The 19,906-nt window shown below is 52.5% G+C and carries 19 protein-coding genes and 1 tRNA gene; 7 read left to right on the top strand and 13 right to left on the bottom strand.

Features of this window, described 5'->3' with window-relative positions:
* Positions 1–159: 159 nt before the first annotated feature.
* The 7 genes from BLV85_RS11240 to BLV85_RS11210 form a co-directional block, all read right to left on the bottom strand.
* Positions 160–522: a hypothetical protein gene (locus BLV85_RS11240; RefSeq protein WP_090415199.1), complete on the bottom strand. Its 363-nt coding sequence runs from the start codon at positions 520–522 to the stop codon at positions 160–162.
* A 219-nt stretch (positions 523–741) separates the two neighbouring features.
* The gene (locus BLV85_RS11235; protein ID WP_090415198.1) at positions 742–945 is read right to left on the bottom strand and encodes a CsbD family protein; all 204 of its coding nucleotides are present in this window, start codon (positions 943–945) and stop codon (positions 742–744) included.
* A 34-nt stretch (positions 946–979) separates the two neighbouring features.
* A complete protein-coding gene (locus tag BLV85_RS11230) occupies positions 980–1,552 on the bottom strand; it encodes a BON domain-containing protein (RefSeq protein WP_090415196.1) in 573 nt (190 codons plus the stop codon).
* A gap of 516 nt (positions 1,553–2,068) precedes the next feature.
* Positions 2,069–2,296 carry a sulfurtransferase TusA family protein gene (locus tag BLV85_RS11225; protein WP_090415194.1) on the bottom strand — a complete coding sequence of 76 codons (228 nt, stop codon included), beginning with the start codon at positions 2,294–2,296 and terminating at the stop codon, positions 2,069–2,071.
* Between the two features lie 76 nt (positions 2,297–2,372).
* Positions 2,373–3,443 (bottom strand): lipocalin-like domain-containing protein, encoded by a 1,071-nt coding sequence (locus BLV85_RS11220; RefSeq protein WP_090415193.1) that lies wholly within the window; start codon positions 3,441–3,443, stop codon positions 2,373–2,375.
* Positions 3,443–5,992 (bottom strand): FtsX-like permease family protein, encoded by a 2,550-nt coding sequence (locus BLV85_RS11215; RefSeq protein WP_090415190.1) that lies wholly within the window; start codon positions 5,990–5,992, stop codon positions 3,443–3,445. Before BLV85_RS11215 ends, BLV85_RS11220 begins: the two co-directional genes overlap by 1 nt.
* Entirely contained in the window at positions 5,989–6,675 is a 687-nt protein-coding gene (locus BLV85_RS11210) for an ABC transporter ATP-binding protein (protein WP_090415207.1), read from the bottom strand. Before BLV85_RS11210 ends, BLV85_RS11215 begins: the two co-directional genes overlap by 4 nt.
* 10 nt (positions 6,676–6,685) lie before the next feature.
* Between BLV85_RS11210 and BLV85_RS11205 the strand changes: the two genes are divergently transcribed.
* The 4 genes from BLV85_RS11205 (at position 6,686) to BLV85_RS11190 (ending at position 11,706) form a co-directional block, all read left to right on the top strand.
* Positions 6,686–7,069, top strand: coding sequence for a DUF488 domain-containing protein (locus tag BLV85_RS11205; RefSeq protein WP_245725191.1), 384 nt, complete (start codon positions 6,686–6,688; stop codon positions 7,067–7,069).
* A 199-nt stretch (positions 7,070–7,268) separates the two neighbouring features.
* The gene (locus tag BLV85_RS11200) at positions 7,269–9,191 is read left to right on the top strand and encodes a hypothetical protein (RefSeq protein WP_090415186.1); all 1,923 of its coding nucleotides are present in this window, start codon (positions 7,269–7,271) and stop codon (positions 9,189–9,191) included.
* The gene (locus tag BLV85_RS11195; RefSeq protein WP_090415184.1) at positions 9,191–10,915 is read left to right on the top strand and encodes a formate--tetrahydrofolate ligase; all 1,725 of its coding nucleotides are present in this window, start codon (positions 9,191–9,193) and stop codon (positions 10,913–10,915) included. The genes BLV85_RS11200 and BLV85_RS11195 overlap by 1 nt, the downstream gene beginning before the upstream one ends.
* Before the next feature lie 371 nt (positions 10,916–11,286).
* A complete protein-coding gene (locus tag BLV85_RS11190) occupies positions 11,287–11,706 on the top strand; it encodes a YqaA family protein (RefSeq protein ID WP_090415181.1) in 420 nt (139 codons plus the stop codon).
* A gap of 123 nt (positions 11,707–11,829) precedes the next feature.
* Here BLV85_RS11190 and grxD read toward each other — a convergent pair whose 3' ends face one another.
* From grxD to hemA, 4 genes are all read right to left on the bottom strand, one after another.
* Complete coding sequence (grxD, locus tag BLV85_RS11185; RefSeq protein WP_090415180.1) at positions 11,830–12,138, bottom strand: Grx4 family monothiol glutaredoxin; 309 nt, start codon at positions 12,136–12,138, stop codon at positions 11,830–11,832.
* 126 nt (positions 12,139–12,264) lie between these two features.
* A complete protein-coding gene (prmC, locus tag BLV85_RS11180) occupies positions 12,265–13,161 on the bottom strand; it encodes a peptide chain release factor N(5)-glutamine methyltransferase (protein WP_245725190.1) in 897 nt (298 codons plus the stop codon).
* Entirely contained in the window at positions 13,158–14,237 is a 1,080-nt protein-coding gene (gene prfA, locus BLV85_RS11175) for a peptide chain release factor 1 (RefSeq protein ID WP_090415178.1), read from the bottom strand. Before prfA ends, prmC begins: the two co-directional genes overlap by 4 nt.
* Positions 14,234–15,487, bottom strand: a complete 1,254-nt coding sequence (hemA, locus tag BLV85_RS11170; RefSeq protein WP_090415202.1) for a glutamyl-tRNA reductase — start codon at positions 15,485–15,487, stop codon at positions 14,234–14,236. The genes prfA and hemA overlap by 4 nt, the downstream gene beginning before the upstream one ends.
* A gap of 181 nt (positions 15,488–15,668) precedes the next feature.
* On the opposite strand from hemA, the gene ispB reads away from it, so the two are divergent.
* Together ispB and BLV85_RS11160 are read left to right on the top strand one after the other, a co-directional pair.
* A complete protein-coding gene (gene ispB, locus BLV85_RS11165) occupies positions 15,669–16,637 on the top strand; it encodes an octaprenyl diphosphate synthase (RefSeq protein WP_090415176.1) in 969 nt (322 codons plus the stop codon).
* Between the two features lie 72 nt (positions 16,638–16,709).
* Positions 16,710–16,786 (top strand) — tRNA-Pro (locus BLV85_RS11160).
* Positions 16,787–16,957: 171 nt separating this feature from the next.
* Here the strand turns inward: BLV85_RS11160 and BLV85_RS11155 are convergent.
* Positions 16,958–17,767 (bottom strand): protein phosphatase CheZ, encoded by an 810-nt coding sequence (locus tag BLV85_RS11155; protein WP_245725189.1) that lies wholly within the window; start codon positions 17,765–17,767, stop codon positions 16,958–16,960.
* Positions 17,760–18,155, bottom strand: coding sequence for a chemotaxis response regulator CheY (cheY, locus tag BLV85_RS11150; RefSeq protein ID WP_090415174.1), 396 nt, complete (start codon positions 18,153–18,155; stop codon positions 17,760–17,762). Before cheY ends, BLV85_RS11155 begins: the two co-directional genes overlap by 8 nt.
* Before the next feature lie 660 nt (positions 18,156–18,815).
* Here cheY and BLV85_RS11145 point away from each other — a divergent pair.
* On the top strand, positions 18,816–19,906 hold a 1,091-nt coding region (locus BLV85_RS11145; protein WP_090415172.1), incomplete at its 3' end, for a transposase.

Genomic DNA, 19,906 nt, shown 5'->3' with positions numbered 1-19,906 from the left:
CCCCTACTTTTAGCATCATGGTACGTCCAAAATTTTAAAAGATAAATCTTACCGCCTTAAAGGCGGTGGTTTTAACCTTACTTCGGACTAATAAAGAAGCAGGTTCTCGACGTGAAAAACAATACATGCGAAAACCTGTTCTTTCTAGCTTTTTCAAGTTTAATAATTTTTCTTGTCACCGCGCATTTTTCTTTTCTCTGCTTTCGATTTTTCTATCTCATCCTTGTCAATAACGCCGTCCTTATTGACGTCCATCTCCTCAAACATGGCATCGTGGTGCTTATCCCATTCTTCCCTGCTAACTTTTCCATCTTTATTGGTGTCTGCCATGGTAGCACCACACTTTTTTTCGCCGCACTTGCCTTCACCTGCTTTCTCATCGCCATAGGCAACCATAAAACCTTTTTCCATTGGCTGCAGGCTGAATGGGTTTTCGGCAGCAGAAGCCAAGGGTGCAATACCGAGGGTTACCGCAAAAGTAGAACTTACTGCGGTATAAATGATTGATTTTCTTTTATACATGATGTTTCTCCTGAATATTTAATGGAAGTACTACGCTAGAGTCAACCCGGAAATCCGGTATTCTTATTGCAGGCGTAATGCTTGGCTGCCATCACGATACAAAATGGAATAATTCATGACTTGCTTTGCTTTAACTTTGCTTGGATAGCAATAAAGATCTGGTTGCACAGCATGCTGCTTTCGCAACATGCTGCTCTGCTTTACGCAGGAGGAAAACACTTAATCGTTATGTTTCTTTTCCCATTCGGTAATTTGCTTTTCCGCTTCTTCCTTGCTGATTCCATAGGATTCCTGGATCCTGCCAGCTAACTGATCGCGTTTCCCGGCAACCGTGTCGAGATGATCGTCGGTGAGCTTACCCCATTGTTCCTTGATTTTGCCTTTGAATTGTTTCCAGTTGCCTTCTACTTGGTCCCAGTTCATTTTGTAGCTCCTTTCTTACGTTGCATTACGATTGTTATTGCTTGATACTCATTTCATCGAGGACGTTTTTTACACCTTCGACTTCCTGTGCGATCTCAATGGCCCTGTCAACCTGGGTTTGGCTTTCCACAAAGCCGCTGAGTTGTACTTCTCCGTTACGTGTCACTACGTTGATATCAGTACTCTTGATTATGGAGTCTTTGATGAGTGCAGCTTTAACCTTGGCGGTAATAACGCTGTCATCGATTTTGACACCCACTTTTGTGTCGCTCGATTTGAGATTTATTTTATTGACTACGTTTTTGACGTCTTTAACTTCCTGAGCAACGACTATGGCACGATCAATCTGATCTTGGCTTTCCACAAATCCGCTGAGTTGAACTTCGCCCTTATGTGTTTCAACTTTGATATCGAAGCTTTCCAGTCCCGCATCACTCAGCAGGGCGGCTTTTACTTTCGTGGTGATAACACTATCGTCGATTTCTGTTCCCACGGAAGCTTCAGCTTTGGTCTGCGAACCTTTGTCTGCAGTTTCTCCACATCCCGCCACAGATAAACCCGAAACCAGTAAGATCGTGAGAATGGTTGACCTATTTTTAATATCCATGCATTTTTCTCCTTAGTTAAATCAATTGAAACTGCAGATGACTTGAACCTAAAGATTGCCTCTGCTTTCCGCCAACTTCCATGCTTTTGATTGTCCTTGTTATATGTCAGTTGATCTGTACGCTGGCACACATAGATAACCAAATAGTTCAGAAATCAGTGAAAGGGATTTTGGCCTGATTTTTGGGCACCTTATCGAAAGCTGATGCTTTTGATACTTTATGGCCGTCAGGGTGAGAAAATCACCATTTGGCTGCGCCACGGGGCTGGCGCAGGGGATGGCTTGAAGCCAGCAATGCTTTGACTTGGCGGGTGTTGCTTGCAATAGCCGCGCGAATTTTCAACAGACGTATCCGGATCGTGGTATCGCGGGCGCGAGCAAGCTCTGGGTGACGTTCTGCGTCAGCCCGGCGTATCGGATACTACCAAAGTTACCCGTCGGTCCGTATCGATAATGTCTTGATAGCCCTGACGATGAACCGCTTGTACCGCGTCATGCTCGCTGCGCGAGCAATTGCTATCGCTTTTTCAGAAAAAATAGAAATTCACCAGTCATTTCCGATGCAGACAACAATTCATGCCCAGTCTGCTCGGCAAAAACCTGAAAATCAATCACTGCACCCGGATCGGTGGCCATGACTTTCAGGACCTGGCCATGCATCATGTCTGCCAGGGATTTTTTGGTTCTGAGAATCGGTAAAGGACAAACCAGTCCTCGCACATCCAGTTCTTTGTCGAAATTCATATCCTTTCTGCGCTGATGCAATCAGCGCAATTTTACTTGTTTGTCGTAACAGACTGCAAAAACATATGGCAGGGTCTCAGCGGGAGATCGGCTGCAGATAGCCCGTCATCTCCAAATAACCACGTCCAACAGGTTTGCCTTCTCGAACAATGGTTACTGCGCCTTCCCAGTAAACCTCGCCAATCGATGCACGGGCATCAAGCTCCTGGTCGTCCATCAGTGGCACTAGCTGCCATTCGATTTCTCCGGTACGAATACGGGTTGCCACAGGATAGGTCGCCTGGGTGCGCGCGGAGCGCCAAAAACGCTCCGGATAGAAATGAACCTCTTCAGGGGCATAGATTGTCATCTGCCCGGAAGCATCGCGCAAGGCGGCATAGGCCCAGAAAACACCCCCCGTGCGGTCTCTTATCTGGAACACTACCCACGCAGAGCCATCATCCAGATTGGCCCCCACCCAGTCCCAGCCAACCGCGCCAGGCCCAATCAGTTCATGCGACCATTCATGATCGAGCCAGGCAGTGCCGGTAACGTTTGCAGTCTTTCCATTACGATGAATTGTACCGATAACCGACAAATGTGGCGCGCTATAGTAATAACTGGCCTGTCCGGTCTCCGGTCCTCGCCGCGAATAGCCTTGATCACCTTGCAGCATCAGCGGTTGGGTAGGCGCCAGGGTCAGCTGCAAGCGCAAGTTGTGTGCATCAATCTGCGCCCGGTAACTTCCTCCGGCTTCACGCACAAAAACCCAATCATCCAGCCTGATGTCGGTATCGCCAGTCCGGGCGTAAACCAGATCAAATCCCTCACGCCTGATTTTCTGATCATGCACCAGCTGACCAGTTGCCGGGTCGGACAGTGCGACATGCGCGACGATCAACTGCCTGGGTGAGAAACGACTGGGATTATCGGTATCCGCATAGGTCGCTGTGCGAAAAAAAGTGACCTGGAATCCCAACGGATGGCCTTCTTCTGTTTCCAGCCAGCCGGTGACATACCACCACTCGATCCGGAATTCCGGGTGCGCGCCAAAATCCTGTGGAAACTGGAGCACCCTGCCCGGCGCCACTGGCGAGAATTCCGGTGGCGCGGCCACCATGCCTCCCTGAAAAAACAGCCATAAGAGCAAGATCCAAAAACAGCGCATTACCAGTCCTCCTTGACTGCCTGGGTCACATTCCCGGCAACCGCCCGCCGGCCAGCTGCAAACGCGGTCATCGCAGCAGCCCCCAACATAGCCAGTGCCATCAACGATAGCCATGTCCAGGGCATGTACAGTTGCATCGTCCAATGAAATGATTGTGGATTAACGATAAAAATAAGGATCAGGCTGATGGCCACGCCCAGCACAAAACCAAGCGTAATGCCGAATCCCGCCAACAGTCCGCCCTCCCATCCGAGCATGCGCCGGATTTGCCGCCTGCTGAGTCCGATATGCCGCAGCATACCGAATTCCTTGATTCGGGTCAGTGTTTGTGCGGAAAAGCTGGCGGCCACACCGAGCAGACCCACACCGATTGCGATCAGTTCCAGTAAATAGGTGATGGCGAAGCTTCGGTCGAACAATTCCAGACTGCGCTGGCGAATCTGATTCGACTGCGAAAGCGCCAGGCTCGTGCCAAAAGGCAAATCATCCAGCGCTGTGATCAGCTGTTCGGCTGTCATCCCGCTAGCCAACCACAGGGCGGCATCACTGACATGTTGATCTCCGGTCAATGCCCGGTAATCAGATAATTGCATCTGGATCGCGCCAAACTGACGCCCATAATCCCGCCAGATTCCCGCCACGAGAAAAGTCTGGGGTGGGTCTGTCAAGGGTAGCGTCACCTTCTTGCCGGTCTCAAAGGCGTAGAGATCGACCATGGCTTCCGACACCCAAATGGGAATCGCCGTTGCGGCCATCTGCGCAGGCGGCAGCGCATCCGATGTCATCGGCAACGTATTGGCTGGATCACGCGTATCGATTGGCCGAGCGATCAGCGTCACAGCTGGACGGGCCGAATCAAGTAAAAGAGACTTGGAGCGCATGAAATCGATTCGCTCGATACCGCCAAGAGCGGCGATCATTTGCTGTTCCGCTGGTGTCAAACCGCGCAAATCCTGGTGTATCATGGTCCGTACATAAATATCCGCCGGCAGAACATGCGCCAACCAGTTATCCACTGACACGCGAAAGCTGGCCACCATGATCGCCATCGCCACCATCAGGCTGAAACTGGCCAGCACGCCGCCGAGTGCAATTGCGGCCAGACTGGACGCGTTCGACAAGCGGGCCAGGATCAATGTCCGTAACACCCCTCGCCCCTGTGCATCCACCCCGCGCAGCAGTGTGGAGAAACTCAGGCTTGCCAGATACGGCAGCGCGGCAATTCCGCCTACCAACAACAGCACGACTGCAAGATAGCCAAACACCGGCAATTCAAATACCGGCGGCAATTGCGTCAGCACTCCCGCCAGCAGCAAACACAAACCGGCCAGCCAAGGCATGCGCAAAGCCCGCAAGGCAACAAATTCACTGCCCGATTTGAGCGCCGGTCCAGGATGCGTATGTGCCGCCTCCCAGGCAGGCGCCAGGCTCCCCAGTATGGTCACGCCCACTCCCATGGCAAAAAACAGCAGCGCGGCCAATGGATTGAGAGGGAGGCTGGGTGCCAGGCTAGTAAAAAAACCGGCACCGAGGTCGGCACCATAAAAGCGCAATGCGCCGGCAGCCATCGCATACCCCAGCAACAAACCCAACAGCGATCCCAATACCCCAAGCAAACCGCCCTCCAGCAGAATCTGCTGCAAAATTTGCCGGCGCGTCATTCCCAGCACGCGCAACAATGCAAATTGCGCACGCCGCCGAATGATAGAGAGCACCTGACCGGAAAATATCAGAAACGCGCCAGTCAACAATGCCACCATAGCCAGAATATTGAGATTGACACGATAGGCGCGCGACATATTGCGGATGCGTGCATCCTGGTCCCGGCCTTCCATCAGCAGATAAGCCGCACCCAGTTCCCTGGCCAAGGCCTCCTTGAAGGCCGCATGCTGCACACCTGGACGTAATTTCAACTCGATGCGGGACAGTAAACCGACATGATCGAAGTGCCACTGTGCTGCGCCGACATCCATCACCGCAAGCCGCTGCCCGGCATGCGCCCGGGCCAATCCACCCGCCACCCGCAGGGAAACGGTTTTCGTGCCCAGACTCAGTTGCAATGCGTCTCCCGGCCGCACTGCCAGCCACTCCATGGCGGCAGGTGATAAAAAGATGGCATCCTCTGACAAGGTATCAAATGGCTGATCCTCAGCAGGGATACCCAGCAGATCGGGTGTGATGGTTGCCGCCCGGAAGACGTCCAATCCCAGGATCTTCAGCGCAGGATCGTCTCTGCCGTCCGCTTTGGCCGGCACCCCGGCCATGATTTCCAGCACTGGACTGGCAGCCGCCACGCCATCGGTTTGCATCAGCTGCGGATAAAGGGACTCATCAAACGTAGCTTGCGTCGCCTGCACGGTCAAATCGGACACGCCAGACAAGCTTTTGGTTGCAGCGGAAAATTCACTGACCGCAGCGGTATTGATCAAATGCACTGAAAACCCCAGCGCTACGCCCAGCATGATTGCCAGAATCGCCACCAGACATTGCCAGCGATGGGCGCGCCATTCTCCCAGCAGCAACCAGCGCGACAACAGCGCGGCACTCACGGCGTCCTTTCCATCGTGAGCGGTGCCAGCCCATACCGATCCAACAACAGGATCTTGTCTGCCGTGGCTGCTGCCGCTTGCGAATGGGTGACAAGAATAGCCGAAGCGGCATTGGCCTTGATCTCGGCACGGATCAGCTGCAAAATTTCCTCGGCGGTATCAGGGTCGAGATTGCCAGTCGGCTCATCCGCCAGGATCAGGCGCGGACGGTGCACCAATGCGCGCGCAATCGCTACCCGCTGCAATTCTCCACCGGACAACTGAAAGGGAAAATCCTGTTCGCGTCCCTGCAAGCCAACCGAAGCCAGCATGACTGCAGCACGCTCGAGCGGCAAACCGTTGAGCAACAGCGGTAGCGACACATTCTGCAGCAGGGTCAAATGCGGCAGCACGTGAAATGCCTGGAAAATGAAGCCCAGGAACCGGCGCCGCAGGGCAGTTGCCGCCTCATCGTCATCCCCCGTCAGCGCCAGACCATTGAGCCGGATATCGCCACTATCGGGCGCATCCAGTCCCGCAATCAAATTCAGCAGAGTGGATTTGCCAACCCCGGAATCTCCCATGATCGCGACATACTCACCTGCCGCCAGGGTATAGGATAGATTTGAAAGCACATGCCGATTCGCATAGGCTTTGCTGACCGCGCATAATTCCAGTACCGGCTTATTTTTGTCGTCATGCATATTATTAGTAATGAAGATACCCCAAACATCAGTGAGTTCCGCCGACATGGATATTCAAATCAAGCGAGTCTATGCGTCAGCTGCGCCCGAGGACGGCATACGTATATTGGTAGACCGGTTATGGCCACGCGGCCTGACCAGACAACAGCTACCCCACGCACGCTGGCTCAAGGAAATTGCCCCTTCACCCGCACTGCGCAAATGGTTTGGCCATGATCCAGCCAACTGGATAGTTTTCCAGCAACGCTACCGGCAGGAACTGGCCACCAATCCCAACGTTGCAATCCTGCTGGATTACGCCCGGGCAGGCCGGTTGACATTGTTATACGCCGCCCGTGATCCTGACTGCAACCACGCACGGGTATTGCAGAATTATTTGCTCGCTCAACAATAAGCGAACGATTCATGATCTGGCGCGATGCATAAGCAATTATCCCCTAATCCATGGCCTCATGTCTTCCATTGATGGCAGGACGCAGCCACTCTCATTCGAGCTCGGATCGATACAAATTTCCTGCGTGATTTCCAAAATGAGCATCGCTACGGCAGCAATTCTCATGCATGACAGCCAATAAATACGAGACCTAGATAACATGACACCCAATCCTCCTCAGGCGGATTCGAAAAGCACTCACCGATCATCAGATACGCGCACGAAATCAGCAAACAATGCGGCAGCCGGCACACTCGTCTATACTTTATTGGCGCCATTGTGGGGGCTGGGAATATATTCTCTGGCACAGGCATTTGTAGTCGGTAATTTATGGTTGACTGCCATCGGCATCTTCATGTGCAGTGTGCCGATTGCGCTCAGCGGACTCTATCTCGTCAGCATAGCCAAAATCCAGCGGCTCACTTACTACGCCAGTAAGGGATGGCTCTATGGCCTTGCCAAACGGCGTATCTTTGCAACCCTCTTCTGGAGCAGTTGGGCGCTCATAACATCGTTTCTGATGTTGCTGGTGTGCCAGAGTTATACCGATCTTGAATGGATCGTCTTTTTGCTGGTGATTCCATTGTTCTGGGGCGTATTCCAGATCATGCAGCGCCTCATTGCCAAAGAATTCAAATCCTATCTGGTCACTGCCCAAGCCCTCAGAATCGCTCGTTGCACCACGCCGCTATTGATGCTGCTGCTCCATGCGACTTTTGTCATACTTTTCGCAGAATTGCCGCATTATGACTCATTGCAAGCGGCGATCCGCGCCCAACAGACAGATGCCGCCATCCCGGCGGGCAGCGCCATTGTTCACGAACTCTCGCAGCTGCTTGCCTATTACAATGGCGCCAAACACTATGCAATCGGGCACCTGGAAAAAGCGGATGCCATGCTGGCCGGAATCCTGGTTGCGGCCGGTGGATTTGCGATCTTTTTCAATGCCTGCGCCATGCTGTCTTGCTTGCTGATCCCCCGTGCAGAGTACCGGCGTCTGTTTGCACCGCTGTCAGATGCTGTAACACCGCCACCTGCCATGCCGGGACGCATCGCAATCACGCTGGGCATACTGACATTCGTCACCTTTTTCGTCTATCTCCCTGGATTGGCATCGCTTGAAAATGTGGTCCAGCAACGCAGTCCCAGATTCACCGAGACCCGGCTAGCCCTGGATTTCATGGTCGAACGCATCGATGGCAGTTACTACTTACCCGGCACCGTCGCGCAGATCCAGGCAGCGCAGCTAAAGACCATGGCTGCCATGACGGACATCACCTCAGCACAGCTACTCGCCGAAGCCGATATGGCCTTCGCCAGGATGGAATCGAACGTGGACGCTTTTCTAGACTGGTATTATCAGCTCTCGACAGAATATCTGCGAGTCGCCAAGCTGCTGACGGGGGATGTCGAGGACTTACTGGCCAAACAGCTGGCCGATAGCCTGGCACATGGCATGCCTTTTCAGCGTTTCGATGCGATGGTCACACAGGCGCTTGCACAGCGCGATGCGGCGTTACTGGCATACCAGGAAACGATGGCCGGGATTCTCGAATGCAATCGAGTGGAAGTGCCGGATAATGCCGCTATCAGGATTGCCCAGACGCTTGCATTGGCCGATATCGGCAGGCTGCCTGCAGCCCCTGAATGGATGGGAATCGAAACCCGGCTCGGTGCCGGGGGCGTTGCCGGAGTCGTGACAACCATCATGGTCAAGAAAATGGTCGGTAAAGGCATGTTCAAACTCGCGGCCACTTCTGCAGGAAAACTGCTGGCCGGGAAAGTTGCCGGTGCAGCCGGCGGCATTGCAAGCGGGGCAGCCACCGGGGCGGCAATTGGTTCTCTCGTTCCCGGCGCTGGCACAGCCGCCGGTGCGGCAATCGGCGGCGTTGTCGGGGGTGTGCTGACTGGCCTGGCAGTCGACAAAGGCTTGCTGGTGCTGGAGGAAGCGGTTAACCGCGATGCCTTCAGGCAGGAAATCATCACCGTCATTCAGGAAACCCGGGAAGCGTTCAAAGCATCCATCACTTCCGGAGCCGGGCAGACAGACCCAGACGCTGCACCGAATGCACAGACAGTGTGATGCGAGGACACACTTCGGTGGAACAGACATTCCCACCGAGCCCGCATCTTCCCGAATGTTACAATTGCCTCGTTTTCAGCCTGTCCAAGAATTTTACGATGCGCCCTATCCTGGATATTGCCGCAGACCTGGGTCTGCCACCTCATGTGCTGATGTGCTACGGCGAGCATATGGCAAAGCTCCGGCTCAACGCCTTGCCGAGGTCAGTGGACAACTCAAAAGGCAAAATTGTCCTGGTTTCGGCGATCAATCCCACCCGCAGCGGAGAAGGAAAAACCACCGTTGCTATCGGGTTGGCACAGGGCTTGGCTCGCATCGGCCAGCGCACCGCGCTTGCCCTGCGCGAGCCCTCGCTCGGTCCCATCTTTGGCGTCAAAGGGGGTGGCACCGGCGGTGGCCGTTGCCAGCTCGAACCCTCGACACGGATCAATCTACATTTCACGGGCGATATGCATGCTGTCGGCGCGGCACACAATCTGCTGGCCGCCCTGCTGGACAATGCAGTGCATTTTCGTAGTGAACTGGATCTGGAGCACCGCCAGGTATTTTGGCGCCGGGTGCTGGACGTGAATGACCGCGCACTGCGCGCAACCGTCATCGGGCTTGGCGGCCGCCTGAATGGCGTGCCGCGAGAATCGGGCTTTGATATCACCGCAGCGTCGGAAGTCATGGCGATACTCTGCCTGGCTGAGGATCTGGCTGATTTGAAGGCACGATTGGGGCGCATCCTGGTCGGATTTGACCGTTCGGGCAATCCGGTCACGGCACAGCGGCTTCAAGCGACAGGTGCAATGGCCGCGCTGCTGCAGGATGCAATCCTGCCGAATCTGGTGCAATCCACCGAAGGTGTACCGGCCTTGGTCCATGGCGGCCCATTTGGCAATATCGCCCATGGCTGCAATAGCGTGCTCGCCACCAAGACTGCTGCCGCCTACGCAGATTTTGCCGTCACTGAAGCCGGTTTCGGTTTTGACCTGGGTGCCGAGAAATTTTTTGACTTGAAATGCCGCAGTGCTGGTCTGTGGCCGAGTGTGGTAGTACTGGTGGTAACCGTCCGCGCTTTACGCATTCACGGTGGCGGCAATTCCGCTCAGGTTGGATCCATCGAGGCACTTGAACGCGGCCTGGCACACCTGGCACACCATGTCCGCAGTGTGCGTGCCTTCGGTTTTGAGCCAGTCATCGCCATCAATTGCTTTACCGATGACAGTCGGCAGGAATGGGCCTTTATCGAGAAAAAATGTGCCCAGTTGAGACTGCATGCCGCGCGCTTCACCGGTTTCAGAGACGGCGGCTCAGGCGCGGAAGCACTCGCACAAGCGGTCGTTGCGGCTACCGCCCAGCCAGCGCCGCCTGCACGTTTCCTGTATGCCCTGGAATCTCCCCCAGAAGAGAAAATCAGCGCCGTTGCCCGCACCATTTATGGCGCCAACGATCTGGAAATCAGCCGTGCCGCCAGAAAGGATCTTGAGCGGGTGCGCTCACTGGGTTACGATCAGCTTCCCGTTTGTATTGCCAAGACCCATTTGTCACTCAGCAGCGACCCAACTCGGACGGGTTCCGCCGACAATTTTTCGCTCCCTGTCGAATCGGTACGCATTGCTGCCGGTGCAGGTTATCTGTTGGTGTTGACTGGCGATATCGTCACCATGCCCGGCTTACCGCATGATCCCGCAGCCACCCGCATCGATTTATCCGATGACGGCGACATTATAGGGATTTGACTGCCCAGTTTCCCAGCCAGCAATTTTTCTTGTGGCGCGTTATGCGGTTGTTAGAACACGGGCCTCTCGCGTACAATCCCGTCAGCAAATATATCGATGAGCGGTTTTCAGTTTTTGTAGGTCAACGCAGCCTTTGCCTGGCGGCTATCGCCAATCGATGCAGGCAGGATGCATGCCATTTACGCCACGCAGCAGTGAACAATTAACCAATATTCGATTTAACCCGTGAGGTGTTTCAGGAGCCATGACATTTCACCCCGTTACCGCATCAACCTGACTGAAGAGGATACGCTGGCGCCACGTCCAGACACCGAGTCAGATCGACCCACAAAACCCTAATTCCCTACAGTATCAATACTGTTATAGTTAATATGGATGAAAATGGCAGTTTAATAGCACTTTTTACCAGCAGTTTTCTTGCGGCCACTTTATTACCCGGTGGATCCGAAGCGGTACTGGTCGGGGTGTTGCTCGCTTACCCGGAGCTGTACTGGCCCGCCCTGCAAGTTGCAACGCTCGGCAATACGCTGGGAGGCATGAGCTCTTACCTTATTGGACGTTTGTTGCCGGACGAGCAAGCGCTGTCCAAAAGGATCGGGCGGCATATTCATGGATTGGAATGGACGCGCCGTCATGGGGCGCCGATCCTGTTTCTTTCCTGGCTGCCGGTGATCGGCGATGTGTTGTGTGTGGCAGCCGGTTGGCTACGCATTCATTGGCTACCGGCAGCGCTATTTATCGCTGCCGGTAAATTCTTGCGGTACTGGGTAATCGCTTCGGCGATTAACTGAGCGCCGCAGTCAGATCAACGGCTTACATGCAATCTTCTCTGGGTACCGGCAGCGACTGGAAACAGGCTTGCATGGCTCCCAGGCTTGTACCATTAACCATACCGATTGATCACGCCAACCGGATTATTTTCCAAACAGCTTCTGTAACTCTCCGCTCTGGAACATTTCGGTCATGATATCCGAGCCACCAATGAACTCGCCATTGACGTACAACTGCGGAATGGTCGGCCAGCTGGAAAATTCCTTGACCCCTTGCCGAACTTCCGGATCAGCTAGCACATCCACTGCATAAAAGTCCTCAACACCACACGCATTCAGTATTCTGACTGCGTTGGCGGAGAAACCGCATTGAGGTTGTTGAGGAGTGCCCTTCATATACAATACAACCGGATGGGTCGATACTTGCTGCTCGATGGCATCAACAATGTCCATATTTTTTATCTCTCCTTTAATTTTATAAAATCACTTTGCAGCTTTCAGAATAACTGTCGTGCTGACCAGGCTATCTTACACAAGATTGGTCCGCTGGCAACGCCAAACATGGCTTGTTTCCATCTCTCAGAGACATTCGGCGGTGGAAAAAGATCCGCACTGTCCGCCACTGACACGCTCGATTCCGGCAAGATCAGTTCTGCTGAATATGGAGACAAAACCCGATTTTTCCAGTAATTCACGGCAAGCGCTCGCTTGATCATAACCATGTTCGAGCAGCAGCCAGCCATCCCGGTGCAGATAAGCCTCAGCATGGGTGATAATTTGGCGGATGCAGTCCCACCCATTGTGCTTCGCCACCAGCGCCAAATTCGGTTCAAAACGCAGGTCGCCTTGCGCCAGATGCGGATCACCCTCGGCAATATACGGTGGATTGGCCACAATGACATCAAATTTCTCTCCAGCGACCAGATTCGCATACCAGTCTCCCTGCACAAATGTGACATTGTCGACAGCTTGCGCTTGGGCATTCGCGCGCGCCACTGCCAGTGCGCGGGAAGACAGATCGATTGCAGTCACTTGGGCCAGAGGACGATGTTTGGCAATTGTGATGGCGATGGCGCCACTGCCGGTGCCCAAATCAAGCACTCTAGAGCAACGATCGGGCGCGATGCTGGATAACGCCGTTTCTACCAACAATTCTGTTTCAGGACGGGGAATCAGTACATCGGGCGTGACTTTCAGGATCAGATCGTAGAACCCTCGCTCGCCAGTCAAATATGCGACAGGCTCTCCTGCCGCACGCCGCGCCAGCATTTGCCGGTAACGGGCCGCCTCGTCCGGGCTCAGTTCACGATCAGCATGCGCAACAAGAAAAGCAGCATCAACCGCCAGCACACTTTGCAGCATCCAGCGTGCTTCCAGCCTATCGATCTGTTTGGCCCAATTCTGGAGCGCTTCGCCGACAGTAATAGGATGGCGGATATTGGCTTGCTCGGGCAAGTGATTGGAATTTATTGTCACTTCTCCGTCAGGGCAGTCAATTGTGCGGCCTGGTGTTCAGCGACCAAAGCCGAGGACAACTCTTCCAGATCACCATCCATGGTTTGATCCATTTTATACAAAGTCAGATTAATCCTGTGGTCGGTGACCCGTCCCTGCGGAAAATTGTAAGTACGAATCCGTTCCGAACGCTCGCCGCTGCCCACCAGGGATTTTCGGGTGGCAGCCTGCTCCGCCTGTTGCGCCTGCATTTGTTTGTCGAGAATGCGTGCAGCCAGGATGCTCATCGCTTGTGCTTTGTTTTTATGCTGGGAACGTCCTTCCTGACACTCGACCACGATACCGGTGGGCAAGTGTGTGATTCGTACCGCCGAGTCTGTTTTATTGATATGCTGCCCCCCTGCCCCGGATGCACGGAAGGTATCGATTCTCAATTCGGCGGGATTCAACGTCACCTCCGAAATTTCATCGGCTTCCGGAATTACAGCCACGGTGCACGTGGATGTATGCACCCGACCTTGCGTTTCAGTGACCGGAACGCGTTGGACACGGTGCCCGCCCGATTCGAATTTAAGCTTGGAATATGCGCCATGGCCAATGATGCGGGCAATGATTTCCTTATATCCACCTATTTCGGAAGGGCTTTGCGAAACAGTTTCAACCTGCCACCCTTTCCGTTCCGCATAGCGCGTATACATACGAAACAAATCGCCTGCGAACAAAGCCGATTCATCCCCTCCGGTTCCCGCACGTATTTCCAGGAAGATGTTGCGTTCATCGTTTGGATCTTTGGGCAATAATTGCTTCAGCAATTCCGCTTCGAGCGTGGCCAGCTCTTGCTTGCCTGTTTCTATTTCGGACTCGGCGAAATCACGCAATTCTGGATCTGCACACATCTCCTTGGCTGTGGTCATGTCGCGTTCTACCTGCTGATAGGCATGATAAAGCTCGACCACCGGTACGATCTCGGCCCGCTCGCGCGATAGCTTGCGAAAATTATCCAGATCAGTCGTGACTTGCTCATCGCTCAACAATTGATCCAATTCCTCCAAGCGCACACTCAGGCGAGTGAGCTGGTCCATAATGCCTTTATTCATTGCGGATTATGTAATTGGTACAATCGGTTGACCAATTCGATCAGTTGCTCACGCTCGTCATCCTCGGTATGATTCAGAACAGTGGAAGGAAGATGCAGAAATTTATTGGCTAGGCCTTTGCTCAAGGATTCCAAGACCTTGTCTGGCTCTTCTCCTTTGGCCAGCAGCTTATGCGCACGGGCCAGTTCATGCCGGCGGAAACGTTCAGCTTGGTCACGCATCGCGCGAATCGTTGGCACCGTTTTCCTGGCGGCAACCCAGCGCATGAAATCGAGCACATTCGAATCGATAATGGTTTCAGCCTGCGTCACGGCATTTTGGCGATTATCCAGCCCTTCCTTGACGATGTCGGCCAGATCATCCACGTAGTACAAAAATACATCATCCAGTTCGGCCACTTCCTGCTCGACATCGCGCGGGACAGCCAGATCAACAATAAAAATGGGACGATGCTTGCGTAATTTGATCGCACGTTCCAGCATGCCCTTGCCCAATATCGGCAATGGGCTTGCCGTGCAGGTCACGACAATATCATGCAGCGCCAGTTGCTCAGGCAATTCGCCCAGGGAGATCGAATGGGCGTTAAAGCGCCGCGACAAGATCTCTGCCCGTTCAATGGTACGATTTGCCACGGTAACGGACACAGGACATCTGGCGACAAAATGCGCAGCGCATAACTCGATCATTTCACCAGCACCAATGAACAGCACGCGCTGCTCGCTGATATCGCCAAAAATACGTTCGGCCAAGCGTGCTGCTGCCGCCGCCATGGAAACCGAACAGGCACCTATTTCGGTAGAGGTTCGCACTTCCTTGGCGACGAAGAACGTGCGCTGGAATAGCTTATGCAGCAATAAACCCAGTGTGCCAGCCTGTTCGGCCGACTTGACTGCATTTTTCATTTGCCCCAGGATCTGCGGTTCGCCCAATACCATGGAATCCAGACCGCTCGCGACACGAAACGCGTGTTTTACCGCCTGTTCGTGCGGCAATTTGTACAAATAAGGCTCAAGGTCGCCTGCCTGGATATGATGAAAATCCGCCAGCCAGTTAACTGCTTTGTCGGGCGCATCGGTATTGCAGTACACTTCCGTGCGGTTGCAAGTGGAAACGATCGCTGCTTCTTTCACGAGTTGATGACCCACCAGGTCATGGAGCGCATGTTGCATGGACTCTTCCGGAAAAGCAACATGCTCACGTATGTCTAAAGGAGCTGTATGATGATTGATACCAAAAGCAAAAAGTCGCATGGATAATATCCCGATGACGCCTGTCCAAAAGTTGCTAATTATAACGGAAGTTTTGATACCATCAATCAAAGGAAGTTGCCATGATTGCTTAACTATTTACATATATCCTACCGTTCCGGGAATCTTACTTGACACCCGGGCCATGACATTTCTACCATACCGGTTTATTTAGGGAGCAATTGTGTCAATCGAGTCAATTAGGGGCTTTATCGCCAAGGACATGGAAGATGTCGATAGTGTCATCCGGCGAAAGCTTCACTCTCAAGTCGCGCTTATCCAGCAAGTCAGCGAATATATCATTCACAGTGGAGGAAAGAGACTGCGCCCGGCGCTGGTTGTATTGTCGGCCGGTCTGTTCAACTATTCCGGATCACACCACCATAATTTGGCAGCCGTCGTTGAATTCATCCATACCGCCACACTATTGCATGATGATGTGGTGGATGATTCCAAATTACGGCGCAATCAGGCCACGGCCAATGCATTGTTTGGCAATGCCGCAAGCGTGCTGGTGGGTGATTTTCTCTACTCACGCGCATTCCAGATGATGGTGGAAGTCGGCAACATGCGGGTCATGGAAGTGCTGGCGGATGCCACCAACACCATTGCCGAGGGCGAAGTCCTGCAGTTACTCAACTGTCGTGATCCGAATGTAGAAGAAGAAAACTATTTACGCGTTATCCGCTATAAAACTGCCAAGCTCTTCGAAGCTGCTGCCAGACTAGGCGCCATTCTGGGTGGCGCCACGCCAGCCGAAGAAGAAGCGCTCGCCGCCTATGGCATGCACCTGGGCACCGCATTCCAGCTGGTAGATGATTTATTGGATTATTCCGGCGACGATCAGGATACCGGTAAAAACCTGGGCGATGACCTGGCTGAAGGCAAACCGACTCTGCCGCTGATTTTTGCAATCCGCGCCGGCACGGATGCCCAAGCCGCCATCATTCGACATGCGATCGAAACAGGCGGTATAGACGGATTCGAGCCCGTACTGCAAATCATACAAGAAACCGGCGCGCTGAAATACGCCATGCAACGCGCCCAGGAAGAAGCAAATATGGCGACCGCGGCAATCTCCGCAATGGCTGATTCTAACTACAAGCAATGTCTGTTACAATTAGCCGAGTTTGCAGTTGTAAGAAACCATTGATTCAATCTGCTCCAGATTCATTTTCATGGTTTTTGCCATAACTGGTTTAATTAATAATCATACTGTTATTCACGGGGTGTAGCTCAGCCTGGTAGAGTACTGCGTTCGGGACGCAGGAGCCGGAGGTTCGAATCCTCTCACCCCGACCATTCCTGGCTTATCACCACGCCACAAATTCGACAGTCAGCTTGCTGCGCAAGCCGGAATAACCGGCTACTTGTTGCGAGCGTTCCATTGCACAGGTGGGCTGGAAATTGATGGATCGATTACTGCTGATATAGGTGCAGCTGAATCAATCAGTATCGGAGAAAACGATTTACCTAAAAACCAAGCTCCGCCAGCAAATTGTCGACTTGATCCTGTTTGGAGAACGTATCCAGCTGATTCTTGGGATTGATGACCGGACCATTCATCAACCCCTCTTCTTTGCTCGTTGCCAGATCCTTGTTAGGGGAATTATCAATTAGCAGTTGTAGCATTTCTTTTTCAATGGCCTCAATCGTCCGAGCGATATTCTGAATCACCTGACCGGTCAAATCCTGGAACTCCTGTGCCATCATAACCTGCAGCAAATAGGCTTTTGTGGTATCGGTTTGCTTGGGTACGTCATTCAGAAAATCAAGCGTCTGCACCAGCACTTCCTTGAATGCCTGTGGTTCGCTGACCGTGAGTTGCGCAGTCTCGAATGCCTGATTCCATTGCTTGGCCAGATCAACCGCTGTGTTAGAAAGATTTTCCTGAATTGGCTGGGCGCTTTCCACGGCAAGCAGGCAATCCTCGGCCGCCTGCGTCGTTTTGCTAATTACATAGGCCAGCCTATCTTTACTATCAGAAATTTCAAGATTGGCTTGCTGCAAACGTCGGTCATAGCCTAATTCCCGCAGACTGTTGTGCAAATCTCTGGTGAGACGGCCGATCCGGTCAAAGAGCTTTGTGTCCGCCTCTTGAGAATGATCGGCCGTCTGAGCGCATTGCGAAGTAACTGGCAGAGCTGCTGCTTGCCCAGATTCAATCACAGCATGTTCAGAGGTGTCTTTTCCCGTACAAGACAGATTGATATCGACATGTTCATTCATTCTCACCTCTTGCTGGTGGTCCATGATATCCGGATCATCTTGATGTTCAGGCATGCACAGCCATATTTTGCAGAATTTTATTCAGCTTCTCTTCTAGTGTCGCTGCCGTGAACGGTTTCACAATATAGCCGCTTGCACCTGCCTGGGCAGCAGCGATAATATTTTCCTTTTTTGCTTCGGCAGTAACCATCAATACGGGTATGTCTTTCAACATTTCGTCTGCACGCACATTCTGAAGCATCGTCAGGCCATCCATGTTGGGCATATTCCAATCGGAAACTACAAAATCAAACTTACCCTCTCTAAGCTTCTTTAAGGCAGCGACACCATCTTCTGCTTCCTCCACGTTACTGAATCCCAATTCCTTAAGCAAATTACGAACAATTCTGCGCATCGTGGAAAAATCATCCACCACTAAAAATCTCAAATTTTTATCTGTCATCATATGTCTCCTCGGCGGTATTCTGCATTGCTTGAACTTTCTTAATAACTCTGGCGCCCTTCCTATCTTACATACAAGGTATTCGGATCATTAATTCGCTCATGACACCGATTAAGGCTGCAAATTTCCTAAAACAAATTCCAGACCTGTGTAAATCACAACAGCAATAACAAGCCTTTTCTTTTATTCTGCATAACGACGCAAGCCAGAAAAAGTTTAACGATTTTTTAAACTAGGTGCATGTCATCAGTTGAGCTATATTGCGGAAGCGGCAAGATAGATAGCACCGAAGAAGCTATGGGCTCAGGCGATAAATAACCGGAAAGCCGTCTACGCAGCCAGGGCAGCAAACCCAAAACGCTGGTCTCTTGTTGAGGATTTTACCGAGGTATCAGAAACTGGAATCTAACAGAGCAGATCTGGCGAAATCCAGGGAATGACGGGGGGCGACTTAAAAGACGCCGTGTAGATGAACACGACAACCACCTTGACATACAGCGCTTCTTATATCCATTCCTTAAAAAAGAAGAAATGGATATAAATTACAAGTAATTAGAGCTTACTCAGAAAGTATAAGTAACTGATTCTATATTGGAATCACCTCTATTCTGATAAAATAGTGCACGCATATAAGACAAATAACCCCAAAAACCGTGCACGATGATCCGCTACCAAAACCAGAAACAACGCTCCCTCGAAGGATTTGATACCCCGCCCGGCATGATTCTGGATCCGAGGAATCGCTGGGTAAGACTGAGTGATTGCATGCCGTGGGATGAATTGGCCGATAGCTATTACAAGACACTCTCCCGGACATTAGGACGTCCATCCAAGGATGCGCGGATAGTGATCGGAGCAGTCATCATCAAACACAAGTTATCGGTTTCGGATGAGGAGACGGTAGAACAGATCTGTGAGAACCCGTACCTGCAATATTTCATTGGCCTGAAAGGCTTTCAATCGAAAGCACCTTTTGCGCCCTCGTTACTGGTTGAAGTACGCAAGCGCATGGGGCAGACAGTGTTTGATGAATTCCATGCGGCCATCATTAAGGCCGTTGAACAGAAAAAGGCAAAGAAGCCCGTAAAGGTTGACCAGGATAATGATGGCGGTAGCCCTGGCAGGATGGCATCGAATTACAGCGAAGATGACTGTCATATTGCAGCTGTCCCGGCCACTGCAAAGCAGTCTTCACCGTCAGACAAAACACCCCGCAATCAGGGGAAGATGATCATAGACGCCACCGTGGCCGAACAGGCGATTCGTTTTCCGACGGATCTTGGATTGCTGAATGAAGCGCGCGAATTGAGCGAACACATCATCGATGTGCTGCATGAAAAAAGTCACCGGCCCCAGAAAAAGAAACCGCGCACCTATCGGGAGATAGCCAGAAAGGCCTATCTCGGTCTGGCTAAACTCAAACGCCCCGCCAGCAAGAAACGCCGTGATGGCATCAGGAGGCAATTACAGTTTCTGCGGCGGAATTTGGGCCATATCGAAGAAATGCTGTCGGAATATCCGCATGGCACCCCCATCCCCTTACCCAACTGGTTGCTGCGTCGTTACTGGGTATTGCCGCATTTGTACAACCAACAATATGAAATGTACAAAACCCGTAGCCAGCGCTGTGAAGATCGCATTGTCAGCATCAGCCAACCGTATATCCGGCCAATCATCCGGGGCAAACAAGGCAAGAAAGTCGAATTTGGGGCCAAAATAAGCGTGAGCCTGGCAGGCGATGGATTGGCCCA

Origin of the sequence: Nitrosomonas halophila (assembly GCF_900107165.1) — a bacterium.
Lineage (GTDB): Bacteria > Pseudomonadota > Gammaproteobacteria > Burkholderiales > Nitrosomonadaceae > Nitrosomonas > Nitrosomonas halophila.
The sequence above is the reverse complement of the archived record's forward strand: the minus strand, read 5'-3'. Positions and strand labels throughout refer to the sequence as shown.

Coding starts and splice junctions, on each gene's coding strand:
- BLV85_RS11230 (WP_090415196.1), bottom strand. CDS start 1,552: ATGGATATTAAAAATAGGTCAACCATTCTCACGATCTTACTGGTTTCG.
- prfA (WP_090415178.1), bottom strand. CDS start 14,237: ATGAATAAAGGCATTATGGACCAGCTCACTCGCCTGAGTGTGCGCTTG.
- BLV85_RS11200 (WP_090415186.1), top strand. CDS start 7,269: ATGACACCCAATCCTCCTCAGGCGGATTCGAAAAGCACTCACCGATCA.
- BLV85_RS11205 (WP_245725191.1), top strand. CDS start 6,686: ATGAAGATACCCCAAACATCAGTGAGTTCCGCCGACATGGATATTCAA.
- BLV85_RS11240 (WP_090415199.1), bottom strand. CDS start 522: ATGTATAAAAGAAAATCAATCATTTATACCGCAGTAAGTTCTACTTTT.
- BLV85_RS11235 (WP_090415198.1), bottom strand. CDS start 945: ATGAACTGGGACCAAGTAGAAGGCAACTGGAAACAATTCAAAGGCAAA.
- cheY (WP_090415174.1), bottom strand. CDS start 18,155: ATGACAGATAAAAATTTGAGATTTTTAGTGGTGGATGATTTTTCCACG.
- BLV85_RS11210 (WP_090415207.1), bottom strand. CDS start 6,675: ATGCATGACGACAAAAATAAGCCGGTACTGGAATTATGCGCGGTCAGC.
- grxD (WP_090415180.1), bottom strand. CDS start 12,138: ATGGACATTGTTGATGCCATCGAGCAGCAAGTATCGACCCATCCGGTT.
- BLV85_RS11225 (WP_090415194.1), bottom strand. CDS start 2,296: ATGAATTTCGACAAAGAACTGGATGTGCGAGGACTGGTTTGTCCTTTA.
- BLV85_RS11190 (WP_090415181.1), top strand. CDS start 11,287: ATGGATGAAAATGGCAGTTTAATAGCACTTTTTACCAGCAGTTTTCTT.
- BLV85_RS11195 (WP_090415184.1), top strand. CDS start 9,191: ATGCGAGGACACACTTCGGTGGAACAGACATTCCCACCGAGCCCGCAT.
- hemA (WP_090415202.1), bottom strand. CDS start 15,487: ATGCGACTTTTTGCTTTTGGTATCAATCATCATACAGCTCCTTTAGAC.
- BLV85_RS11220 (WP_090415193.1), bottom strand. CDS start 3,443: ATGCGCTGTTTTTGGATCTTGCTCTTATGGCTGTTTTTTCAGGGAGGC.
- BLV85_RS11155 (WP_245725189.1), bottom strand. CDS start 17,767: ATGCCTGAACATCAAGATGATCCGGATATCATGGACCACCAGCAAGAG.